Source organism: Thiothrix litoralis (assembly GCF_017901135.1).
GTDB classification, from domain to species: Bacteria; Pseudomonadota; Gammaproteobacteria; order Thiotrichales; family Thiotrichaceae; genus Thiothrix; species Thiothrix litoralis.
The window spans coordinates 212,786-223,598 of the sequence record NZ_CP072801.1 but is presented as its reverse complement, the minus strand read 5'-3'; the positions used below and the strand labels follow the sequence as shown (position 1 = coordinate 223,598).

At 50.5% G+C, this 10,813-nt stretch carries 10 protein-coding genes and 1 pseudogene; 4 read left to right on the top strand and 7 right to left on the bottom strand.

What is annotated here, in order from left to right; translation table 11 throughout:
* Nucleotide 1: 1 nt before the first annotated feature.
* Entirely contained in the window at nucleotides 2-4,489 is a 4,488-nt protein-coding gene (locus J9253_RS01155; protein WP_210222929.1) for a non-ribosomal peptide synthetase, read from the bottom strand.
* Between the two features lie 16 nt (nucleotides 4,490-4,505).
* The gene (locus J9253_RS01150) at nucleotides 4,506-4,913 is read right to left on the bottom strand and encodes a hypothetical protein (protein WP_210222928.1); all 408 of its coding nucleotides are present in this window, start codon (nucleotides 4,911-4,913) and stop codon (nucleotides 4,506-4,508) included.
* 182 nt (nucleotides 4,914-5,095) lie between these two features.
* Between J9253_RS01150 and cobB the strand changes: the two are divergent.
* Nucleotides 5,096-5,887: pseudogene (gene cobB, locus J9253_RS01145) on the top strand (Sir2 family NAD+-dependent deacetylase); the annotation flags it as partial.
* Complete coding sequence (locus J9253_RS01140) at nucleotides 5,850-6,026, top strand: hypothetical protein (protein ID WP_210222926.1); 177 nt, start codon at nucleotides 5,850-5,852, stop codon at nucleotides 6,024-6,026. The pseudogene cobB and the gene J9253_RS01140, both read left to right, overlap by 38 nt.
* Nucleotides 6,027-6,041: 15 nt before the next feature.
* Here J9253_RS01140 and J9253_RS01135 read toward each other — a convergent pair whose 3' ends face one another.
* Complete coding sequence (locus J9253_RS01135) at nucleotides 6,042-6,623, bottom strand: NUDIX domain-containing protein (RefSeq protein WP_210222925.1); 582 nt, start codon at nucleotides 6,621-6,623, stop codon at nucleotides 6,042-6,044.
* A 234-nt stretch (nucleotides 6,624-6,857) separates the two neighbouring features.
* On the opposite strand from J9253_RS01135, the gene J9253_RS01130 reads away from it, so the two are divergent.
* On the top strand, nucleotides 6,858-7,694 hold the full coding sequence (locus tag J9253_RS01130; protein WP_210222924.1) for a hypothetical protein: 837 nt from the start codon (nucleotides 6,858-6,860) through the stop codon (nucleotides 7,692-7,694).
* Nucleotides 7,695-7,812: 118 nt separating this feature from the next.
* The gene (gene vapB / locus J9253_RS01125; protein WP_210222923.1) at nucleotides 7,813-8,022 is read left to right on the top strand and encodes a type II toxin-antitoxin system VapB family antitoxin; all 210 of its coding nucleotides are present in this window, start codon (nucleotides 7,813-7,815) and stop codon (nucleotides 8,020-8,022) included.
* A 246-nt stretch (nucleotides 8,023-8,268) separates the two neighbouring features.
* Here the strand turns inward: vapB and J9253_RS01120 are convergent, their stop codons facing one another.
* The 4 genes from J9253_RS01120 to J9253_RS01105 all read right to left on the bottom strand — a co-directional run bounded on the left by J9253_RS01120 (nucleotide 8,269) and on the right by J9253_RS01105 (nucleotide 10,559).
* Complete coding sequence (locus J9253_RS01120) at nucleotides 8,269-8,679, bottom strand: type II toxin-antitoxin system VapC family toxin (protein WP_210222922.1); 411 nt, start codon at nucleotides 8,677-8,679, stop codon at nucleotides 8,269-8,271.
* A 3-nt stretch (nucleotides 8,680-8,682) separates the two neighbouring features.
* A complete protein-coding gene (locus J9253_RS01115) occupies nucleotides 8,683-8,940 on the bottom strand; it encodes a type II toxin-antitoxin system Phd/YefM family antitoxin (RefSeq protein ID WP_028489980.1) in 258 nt (85 codons plus the stop codon).
* Between the two features lie 72 nt (nucleotides 8,941-9,012).
* Nucleotides 9,013-10,248, bottom strand: a complete 1,236-nt coding sequence (locus tag J9253_RS01110) for a type II toxin-antitoxin system HipA family toxin (protein WP_210222921.1) — start codon at nucleotides 10,246-10,248, stop codon at nucleotides 9,013-9,015.
* Nucleotides 10,245-10,559, bottom strand: a complete 315-nt coding sequence (locus J9253_RS01105; RefSeq protein ID WP_210222920.1) for a helix-turn-helix domain-containing protein — start codon at nucleotides 10,557-10,559, stop codon at nucleotides 10,245-10,247. The genes J9253_RS01110 and J9253_RS01105 overlap by 4 nt, the downstream gene beginning before the upstream one ends.
* Between the last annotated feature and the right edge of the window lie 254 nt (nucleotides 10,560-10,813).

Here is a 10,813-nt window from a genome sequence, read left to right as displayed (position 1 = left end):
GTCATTTCCTTTTGCCGACCTTGATCCGGTTCAGCAACTGATCCAGTTGGTTCTGTTTGAGTTTGGCTTGGGCAAAATCGCTGCTGGTGTAACCACCGGCTTGTGGGTCTTGGCAATGCGTCAGCAAAGCTTGCAAGGCTGCCATGAACGCAGCCGCCAAGGTTTCAACGCGGGCGGGCTGGTGCAACGCAGTGCTGTAAGACCAGTCAACCTGCAACTGCCCATCCTGCACCAAACAATTGATTTCCAGCGCGTAAGGGCGTTGCTGTTGCAGGCTGTGCGGGTTGGAATCCATATCCAGCGCGGCATCCGCTGTCTCGAATTGCCCCAGATAGTTGAAACACAGGTCTGCACCCTGCCTCTCCAAGCCTTGCGCTTTACCCACATAACGCAATACACCGTAACCCATGCCACGATTGGGGATGGCGCGTAGCTGTTCTTTGACTGATTTAATGGCGGTAGCGGGGTCACTCCCTGCCAACGTCAGCACTACCGGGTAAAGGCTGGTAAACCAACCGACGGTACGTGACAAATCAAGTTGTTCACGCCCATGCCCTTCCGTATCCAGCCGCAAACAGGTTTGCCCGGTTTGTTTAGCCACGGCTTGCAGCAAGGCGGTGAGCAACAAGTCATTGATCTGTGTGTGGTATGCCTGATGTGCTGCTTGCAACAAGGTGCGGGTGGCGGCTGCCGATAGCTGTTTTAGCACATGCGCTTGTGAAGCCACCGTGTTAGCCGTGTCATTGCCGGGGAAATCCAGCGGCAAGGCCGGTATTGGGGTTGCACACACCTGCTGCCAATACGGTAATTCGGCTTGGGCTTGTTGCAGACCCACCGTCGCTAACCAGCGGTTCCATGCCTGAAAGGACAGGGTTTTGGCAGGTAATTTGACTGGCTGGCCTTGTTGCAATTGCTGGCAAGCAGTTTGCAAATCTTCCAGCAATACCCGCCACGACACACCATCCACCACCAGATGATGGATGACCCAACACAAGCGGGCGGGCTGGTGTGCGCCAAAGCGGAACAGTGCCAGCCGTTGCAGTTCACCCGTCTCCAGATTGAGGCTGGCTTGCAGGCGGATGCGCTCGCTGAGCCAGCGTGCTTGCTGTTGTTCAGCCGGTAATGCCGCGAGATCAATCACCTCCACAGCGTTATCGGCAACTGAGGTATCAACGGTTTGCTGCCACGACTCGCCCTCACGGCTAAAGCGGCTACGCAAGGCATCGTGGTGCAAACTCACCTGCCGCAAAGCTTCCGCCAGCCATTCCGGCTGGAGCGTCGCAGGCACTTCGGCACGGAACGTCAGATTATGGTGATGCGCAGCGGTGAACGCCTGGGCAAAAAACCAGTGCTGGATGGGGGCAAGTTCTACCCTACCTGTCACTAAACCTTGCTCGGCTTGCGATTGGCTGGCACCTGACAGTTCCACCACGTTGACCAATTTGGCAATGGTTTGGTACTGAAAGAGCTGTTTGGGCTGGAAGACCAAGCCCTGCTGCCGGGCGCGTGCCACCACTTGCAGGCTGAGGATGGAATCGCCACCCAGTTCAAAGAAATTGTCGTGGATACCGACGGTGGTACGCCCCAACACGCTCGCCCAGATGTCTGCCAGTTGTTGCTGTAGCGGTTGCGTGGGGGCAACGTAGGTATCTGCATCGCTATCCGCACTGATGGCTGGGGCAGGCAATGCTTTGCGGTTGATTTTGCCGTTGGCCGTGTGCGGCATGACCTCTAACAATACACACACCGCTGGCATCATGTAGGCAGGCAATACGCCTTGCAGGTAAGTGGTCAGCTCCGCCACCGACAGGGTTTGCGCTGGCTTGTTTACCCAGTAAGCCACCAGCCGCTTTTGCCCCGGCGTATCTTCACGCGCCAACACCGCCGCTGCCTGTATCGCCGGATGTTGGGTTAACAGCGTTTCGATTTCCCCCAGTTCGATGCGGAAACCCCGGATTTTGACCTGATGATCGACCCGCCCGATGAATTCCAACGTGCCATCCGGCAGCCAACGTGCCAAATCGCCCGTGCGGTACAAACGCCCCGCCCCGAATGGATTGGCAATGAAACGTTCCGCCGTCAAATCATCACGCTGCCAGTAGCCGCGTGCCAAGCCATTGCCACCGATATACAACTCAGCAGGCACACCGATAGGCACAGGTTGTAACTGCGCATCCAGCACGTACACGATTTTGCCCGGCAACGGCTGACCAATGGGAATACGTTGCGCGTCTGCACTGTCACTCGCCAGTTCATGGCAGGTAGCGGTAATGGTTGCTTCGGTCGGGCCATACGCATTCAGCAAACGAATGTCACGCCCCACTGCCGACCCTAACTTGCGCCACAACACGACGATTTCGGGCGGCACGACATCATTACCCACAATCAGCAAACGCAAGCTGGGCGGCACAGCTTGCCACTGCCCTGCTTCCCAATGCTCCAGCACTTGCTGCAAATAAGCAGGGGGCAGGTCACTCACGCTCACATCCAGCGACCAATCCGCTTGCCCAATCACCACCTGAGCGCCACTGATCAGCGCGGGCAGAATTTGCTCCAGCGCCACATCGAAACTCATGGAGGCAAATTGCAACACGCGGTCTTGTGCCGTCAGCGCGTAATGCTGCTGCATCGTCAGGGTATGGCTGGCCAATGCACCGTGTTCCACCATCACGCCTTTGGGCTGCCCGGTCGAGCCGGAGGTGTAAATGAGGTACGCCAACTGCCCAGCATGAATACTCACGTTGGGATTGTGGGTAGGTTGTTCCCGCATGGCCTCCGCCATGTTCTGTTGGGTCAGCACCACGCTGGCTTGCGTCTGTGCCAGCATAAAGCTGATGCGCTCGGCGGGGTAAGCGGGGTCAATCGGTAAATACACCCCACCCGCTTTCAAAATACCCAACAGCCCCACCAGCATGTCGACAGAACGCTGCATGGACAAGCCCACGGGCATTTCTGCGCCAATGCCTTTCCCACGCAAATAATGCGCTACTTGATTGGCGCGGGTATTGAGTTCGCGGTAGGTCAGGTGATGTGCTGCACACACCACAGCAAGCGCATCCGGTGTCGCTGCTGCCTGCGCTTCCAGCCGTTGGGGGATCAAGCCGTCAGCTACGGCCACCTTGGTACTTGCCCCACTCCATTGCAGGAGTTGCTGTTGTTCCTGCTTTGGCATGAGCGGCAATTGCCACAAGGGCTGTGCTGCCTGCGTTAAAACGGCTTCTAACAGATTGATAAAGCGTGTTTGCAGGCTGGCTATAGCGGCTGCATCGAAGTAGGCAAGGTTGTAGACGAAATCCAGCTTGATCGTTGCGTGCCCTTGAAAATCCTGTACATGCACCACCAGCGGACTTTGCTCCCAGCGTGACCACAACAGGGTGTTTTGGGCGGGAATACCGGCAAAACGCACCTCATAATCCAACTTCTGGAAGGAAAAATTCACATCAAACAATGCGCCAGCACCAGGCTGTGCAGTAACCAAACGGCTGATTTCACTGACAGGAAAACGCTGATGACGGTAAACGCCTTTAAGCGTCGTATTGATTGTCTGCACTAGCTCAACAAAACTGCTGTTCACCTCACTACGCAGTAAAATCGGGCTAATCCCAACAAACAATCCTGCTGTTTGTTTAAACTGGGCATTCGAGCGGTTGAGAACAGGCAAGCCCACTGCAAAAGTATATTGTTGCGAGGTACGGGCAAAATAGACGTATAAAACCCCTAGCATGACATGAAAAACGGTTACCCCACATTGCTGCGCCAGCCCTTCCAATGACTGGTACAGTGACCGCGACATAGGCAGTGCTTGGCATTCACTCGCATGAATACCCTGGGGATTAGGGCGAACCGTATTGCGTGGGGTTAATAAACGTTCGGGTGCGGTGGGGTATTGTGCTAACCAGTAATCACGATCGCGCTGAAAAGCTGAAGATTCTACATAAGCTCGATCATTATGGATAAATTCGACGTATGAAGGGCTACTCATTACTGGTAGCGCTCCCGCCACCAAAGCCGAGTAAATATCTGCCAACGAACGCGCTAACAGAGCCAACCCCCAACCATCTGTTATCAAATGGTGGTATTGGAGTAGACAATAATAATCGTCATCGGCCAACTTCAACAGATCACAACGGAACATCGCCTGTTGGGTCAACGCAAATGGCTCTTCCAAACGCGCCTGCATCCATGCAACAGCCTCACTAGCCGGATTCGACACCGTTGTGAAATCCCTGAGTGTCACATCCACGACCAATGCAGGTAAAAATGCCTGCAATGGCACACCCTCTTCATCGGTGGCTTCGAGCAGCACAGTCCTTAGCGCCTCATGCTGTTGTACCAGCAAATTTACCGCTTGCTCAAACAACGTTGGGTTCAATTTACCCGGAATTTGTACATACCCACCGACATTGTAGAGCGGTATATCGGGGTGCAACATCTGGTCAAACCAGATCTCACGCTGAGCGGATGTTAGTGGAAATGCTCGCGTTATCACAGGTGAAACCTCTTACTTAACTGGCGGTGACTGTCTGGTTCTGTACTGCCTTCAGGCAAATTTTGCAGTAGTCCACCACCATTTCCTCAGCAGCGGCTTTGGCATTCGGATCAACCTCAGCGTCCGGGTCAAACAGCCAATCCAGTTCCACATCCATTTCCATGCAGAAATTAGCGATACTCTCGCCCAACGCTTGCAAACCTTCATCGGGCAACCCGACTAACCACGTCTGTAAAGGTTGTTCCTCTCCCAGATCTGTTTGTGCCCAATCACGCAAGGGTGTTGCCAAGTCTTTAGTTCTGTTGTTAAAAGGTGAAGAAATCTCACTCCAGACCGCTTGCAGTGTCTCCTTGGGTTGGCTAAATGACCAGACCACAAGGGCAATAAGCGCAAGCAATACCAAAAAAACGACGAGAATGTGCATGGGGATTCCTTCAAAAAATACAACAAGCACGGCATGATCTTGACTGAAGTAGTTGTAGTTTACTTGGGGGGAAAACATGCCGTAAGCGCAAAAATTTGGTTAGAATTTACCATCAACCCTCAATGACTTGAAGGGAAAGCAACATTTCTTAACATTTCTCTTGAGGTCGTTTTCAGTATCGCCATTATCATCACCTAACCAAACACATACCCATTATGAACATGCACGCACACATCGTCATCCTCACCGGCGCGGGGATTTCCGCCGAATCCGGCATCCAAACCTTCCGCGCCAGCGACGGGCTGTGGCACGAACACCGCATCGAAGATGTCGCCACCCCTGACGGTTTCGAGCGCAACCCGGCCTTGGTACACGAATTTTACAATGCCCGGCGGCGGCAACTGCATGACCCCAAGGTTCAACCCAACGCCGCACACTTAGCACTTGCCAAGCTAGAACGCGAACACCCCGGCAAGGTGCTGCTGGTCACGCAAAATGTCGATAACCTGCACGAACGGGCGGGCAGCCAAAACCTGATCCACATGCACGGCGAACTCGCCAAAATCCGCTGCCAGCAAAGCGGGCTGATCTACGATTGGCTGGATGATATTGATACCGACAGTATCTGCGACTGCTGCCAGCGCCCCGGCAATTTGCGCCCGCACATTGTCTGGTTCGATGAAATGCCGCTCCAGATGCAAGATATTTTCAGGGCGCTGGAAGAAGCTGACCTGTTTATTGCCATCGGCACCTCCGGGCTGGTTTACCCGGCGGCAGGGCTGGTCAAAATTGCTCAGGAAGAAGGCGTCAGGACAGTAGAACTGAACCTTGACCCCACCAATAACAGCGAGCTGTTCGACGAGTCCATCAACGGCCTCGCCAGCCAGATCGTGCCCGCGTTGTGGAACAGCTGCGGTGCAATACGGCATTACCCTCGTGCCTGCCAGCCGCTCCAACGTCATTTTTCTGTTTGAATTGATCATCGCCGCTATTGCTGTGTTTTGGTTAACACAGGAACGCATGGATTGGCAGGAATGGGTCGGTGCAGCCATGATTATCACTTCCAGCCTGTTTTCGGGGAAAATGCACGCTATGGAAACGACAGAAACGTGACCACTAGTCACCGAATTACGCCAGGGGCTTTTCCAGCGCCAGCCATTGCAGTGCAATAATCGCCAAGGATGCTTGAATTTTACCGGCTTTTAGCCATGCCAATGCGGTGTGGCGCGGGATGACTGATACCCGGATGTCTTCGTGTTCTTCAGGCAAGCCGTGGATGCCGGTTGGCACGGTGGATAAATCGACCGGGGCGTAATACAGGCTGACGATTTCGGTTGAACCGCCTGCGCTGGGGTAGAAATCGATAATGTGTTCCAGCATGTCGATGGTGCAACCCGCCTCTTCCTGAGCTTCGCGCCGCGCCACATCTTCATTGCTTTCGCCGGACTCGACAATGCCCGCAACGATTTCGACCATCCACGCGCCTTGCGCATCCCGCAAGGCAGCACCGGGGCGGAATTGCTCGATCACCAACAGCGTATCCGCGACCGGATCGTGCAATAACACAGCAACGGCATTGCGGCGCTCGAAAATTTCCCGCCTGACCGTCCCCGACCAACCGCCTGCAAACAGTTCGTGGCGGAATTCGTAGGCATCCACGCGGAAAAAGCCTTTGTAGAGATTTTGTTGGGTGAGGATGTCGAATTTCATGGGGTCTTGATGGTGGTTTGTGGAGTGGGCAGTGTGCAACGGGGATGCAAGAATTACAATTTTGACGCGGCGTAGCGGACTAAAGTCCGACCTACAAAAATTGATGCCTGATACTTTTTACAATTTTTAGATGTTAAAATTGTTCACGTGACGGTGATCACTTTTTTATCAAGATAGATTTGTTAAGATCAGATCAATTGGAGATATTTGTGATTATTAGGAGGGACATGAATTATGTCTGAAGTATTTATTACAAAAGCACGCTTAGGAAATATTGCAAGTTTAGTGTCATATCAAATCAGTGAAGATGATATACGCGATTTTTATAAAAAAGAGTTACTTAGTTATTTTTCAACACCAGAATTGAATAAGTTAACAGCAGTTAAAATAATTCTTGATAGCATTGAAAACCAATCATTAAGAATAAAGATCATAGACGTGTATAAAAATGCAAAAGAAAGGCTTGAAAGCTATAAAAAAACCAGCGATTCACGATGGATATACCTTGGCTCAAAACCTGCTTATCATGGAAATAGAAACTGTATTCATTTGAATTCAACATATGATAACTACGAAATACCCGTAGAAATACCAAAAGATAAAATTGAAGAGTACCGGGCTTTTTTCTTAGATCCTGAAAACAAAGACTGTTATATAAATAACCGCGTTGCATTTTTCGGCAGAGTTGAATTTAAGTTTAATGTAATAATAAAAAATATCAAAGAAGTTCATATAGATAACAGTGGTGAAGAAGCGATAAATATGATGGATGGAGATAATAACCAGATACTAGAAAAAATACATCAAACAATAGATGAAATGAATAAATATAAAATTGAATCGATAGATGTAGGAAATATCATATCAAAAACAGGATTTAATACAAAAGCAGCACTAAAAAATCCACTTTTTAATAACGAACAGTCAATTATAAAAACATGGGATGAATACAAGTCAAAACTAAAAGACCTAATAATACAGCACTTAACGATTGAAATAGCTCCTGATTATAAATTTGATCATCAATTTCTAGAAGACCTAGGATTTAGAAAATGCTCGAAGTGTTTTTGATTTTTCAAAATCACTTGATGATAGACACTCTTTAAACTCAAATTTCTTAATATGTAAGATTATACAAAGTCAGCTAAATGCTATATTGCAACCATAGCAACTGTGGAACAAAGCAATCATGGCAACAGTAGATCTGATTACAGAACACACACGCCGCCTACCGGAAAGTGTCCAGCGTGAAATCCTGAACTTTGTTGAGTTCCTTTTCAACAAATACAACAAAGTCTCTGCGCAAGCACCATCTGTGAGCAAACGGCAAGCTGGCTTACATCCGGGCAGTTCTGTTATGGCAGATGATTTTGATGCCCCATTGCCGGACTTCTTCTGAACATAGAACTGCGCACACATAGCCAATGCTGTGATGCGCCTAAAAGTAGAACTCATGGAGGGTTAATTATGTGGCAAGACCCAATCATCAAAGAAACACGCGAGTTGCGCAATCAGTATGCAGCGCATTTTAACCACGATTTAGATGCGATATTTGAGGATATTAAAAAGAGACAAGCAATATCAAAGCGCAAGCAAGTGTCTTTTTCTCACAGAAAAGCCATTGTAATAAAAAGTGCGCGTGATATTAAACCTTATACTCAAATGGATTCAATAACGGCACATCAAAAGATTCAAAATCGGTGGTATTCCTAGTGACCACCACCAGCTTATTAACTTTGGCAATAGATGCAATCATGGCATCCTCATATAAGGTGTCAGATTTTTTATGCATCAGCTTTGCCCAAGCACGAAAAGCCGCTCCATCCAACGTTAAGATATTATAGGTGGTCGCGACGGCATCCAGCCATTCTTCCAATTCAATAGCACGTTGCACATCCTGATCCCGTGTGATTTCTATACCCGCTTGAATTTCGGCTAATGTCACCGACGAGAGGTATAAATCTTTATCATCGACTGACTGAAGCCATGCGACAACTGCCCCATGCGGTTTCTGCCGCCGTAATTCAGAGACAACATTGGTATCCAATAAATACATGATTTATAGAACCTCTTGCACACGTCTTCTCCGCGCCTGCCCCCGCTCCGGTAACACCAGCTCACCCCGTCCCTGATCAGACAACAATAAATCTTTCAGTGATGGTTTTGCCGCCGCTTGGAGTCTGCGCCACACATCAACAGGGACAAGTACCGCTGCTTCAGCGCCACGCCGCGTGACGACTTGCGGCCCTTGTGCGAGACACGCATCCAAAAACTCACTAAACCGAGACTTAGCATCTTGAACAGCCCACGTTTGCATAACAACACCTCCAAATGACCAGTTACATGACTAGTCTATGTTGCCTTCTTTCAAAGAACAAGAACAAGAACATTAACGTAACCGCATCGCCTTACGCTCCGGCTGATCAATGAATGTCTTCAAATACCCAATATCTTTACCCGACACCCCAAGACTAGCGAAAACCTGATCCCATTCCGCCACCACCGCCGCCACTTTAAACCACTCTTCAATCGCCTGCTCACGGCTCAACCCAAACAAACCACATTCCGAAAGCGCGTTGCCCAATGTCCCAAGCGCCCCTTGTTTGCCAACGCCCATTTGCTGATAACCCGCGTTTGACGTATTCGGCAACACATCAAAAGCAGGCGCAAGCGACCAAAACCCCGCCTCAAACACAAACGCATGATTCTTTTCGTGATCGTCAGAATTCTCAATCAGGATATTGAACACCATGCGCCGAAACAACTCCACCCGCTGCTGCGCTTGCACATCCGCCGCCCCCGCTTGCAACACAAACGTTGCCATTGCCCCATAGCTCAATTCATCCAGCGGCGCACCAAACCCCACCCCCGCCGACAACACCGTTTTGGCAGAAAGGGTACGCAAACGCTGGTTTGCCCGTCGGTCAAAGCGTTCAACCGCCACCACGTGCCCAAACAGTCCGGGCAATGCCACCGAATGCGCCACATTGATACCCGCTTGCGCCGCCAGTTTCAGGGAGGCATGTTCAATCAAGCCAAGATCAATGTTTGCCCCACGCGGGAATTTGGCAATCCAGTCTTTACCCGCCATCGTCACCAAAGCTTTGGGGTGCGCCCCGCCCATAGTTTTGGTGGTTCCCGCAATCAGTTTTTCCTGTTCTGTCATGGGTTCATTAGCATCAATCCGCTCAATCAATGCTTGCAAGGCATGGATCGAGTCCGCACTCGGCAAGGGTTCACCACGATGCGGCACGTAAGCCGTTTGATCAACAGAAAACCCCAACGCCCCGAAGCGGTGATCACCCGCGTAATACAGAAAATCCAGAGCCGTTGCCCGTGGTGGATTATCAATGAAACGGATGGCGCGTTCACCCCAACGGTCAGGCATTGCATCATCCAACGCCCCAAACAGCCGATCACGTACCGTGGGTGTCAGTAAAGCGCGTTGCAGCGGCATATCGCCCGATAACGGATAGCCATTTGCCAACCAACTACGCTCGTAGGCAAACGCGACACCTCGCCCGCCCAATGCCAGCGATGCCGTACCCACCCGCACGGGAGTCTGCGGGTCAGTCAAACTCCAAACCGCCAATTCATTACCCGATAGCATTTTCTGCGTACTCATGAACGCCCCTTCGGCAGTTTCGCCAATTCGATCGCCAGCGCCTGCTCATCGCTTGCCGGATCAGCTAGATTGGCAACATGCTGAATCTTCCCGACCAGCCAAAGCGCCATCACATACACCGACACCCCAACCGACGGATCACCCGCCTCCATACGCTGCAACGTAGGCACAGAAACACCCACCCGCGCCGCCCACGAACGCAACGACTCGCCCCGTCGCAAACGGGCAATACGCAAATCTGCCCCCAACGTCTCAAGGGCAAGGTGAACTTGTTTAGGGCTGGCTGATGCGGTGTTAGCTGCTTTACTCATGAACATAAGTATAGACAAAACTGGCTATTTGTAGCTTTTTATTTAGATAAACACCCATGCCATTTTCCACAGCGACTCTTCGGCTCAATGTAGATATTAGGAGATTTTAGATTAAAAAAATAATTCTTGTGATTGTGGTCACTTTTTTATCAAAAGAGGTTTGTTAAAATTAACTTCATTAGGGATATTCTTTCAAGTTTGATTAACCAAATATAAGTAATTAGGCTTAAGTTTTCGCGCACTTACATAGATTA

What these genes read in the sequence shown, in the direction of transcription:
- J9253_RS01150 (WP_210222928.1), bottom strand. Translation starts at nt 4,913, where the DNA reads ATGCACATTCTCGTCGTTTTTTTGGTATTGCTTGCGCTTATTGCCCTT.
- J9253_RS01135 (WP_210222925.1), bottom strand. Translation starts at nt 6,623, where the DNA reads ATGAAATTCGACATCCTCACCCAACAAAATCTCTACAAAGGCTTTTTC.
- J9253_RS01130 (WP_210222924.1), top strand. Translation starts at nt 6,858, where the DNA reads ATGTCTGAAGTATTTATTACAAAAGCACGCTTAGGAAATATTGCAAGT.
- vapB (WP_210222923.1), top strand. Translation starts at nt 7,813, where the DNA reads ATGGCAACAGTAGATCTGATTACAGAACACACACGCCGCCTACCGGAA.
- J9253_RS01120 (WP_210222922.1), bottom strand. Translation starts at nt 8,679, where the DNA reads ATGTATTTATTGGATACCAATGTTGTCTCTGAATTACGGCGGCAGAAA.
- J9253_RS01115 (WP_028489980.1), bottom strand. Translation starts at nt 8,940, where the DNA reads ATGCAAACGTGGGCTGTTCAAGATGCTAAGTCTCGGTTTAGTGAGTTT.
- J9253_RS01110 (WP_210222921.1), bottom strand. Translation starts at nt 10,248, where the DNA reads ATGAGTACGCAGAAAATGCTATCGGGTAATGAATTGGCGGTTTGGAGT.
- J9253_RS01105 (WP_210222920.1), bottom strand. Translation starts at nt 10,559, where the DNA reads ATGAGTAAAGCAGCTAACACCGCATCAGCCAGCCCTAAACAAGTTCAC.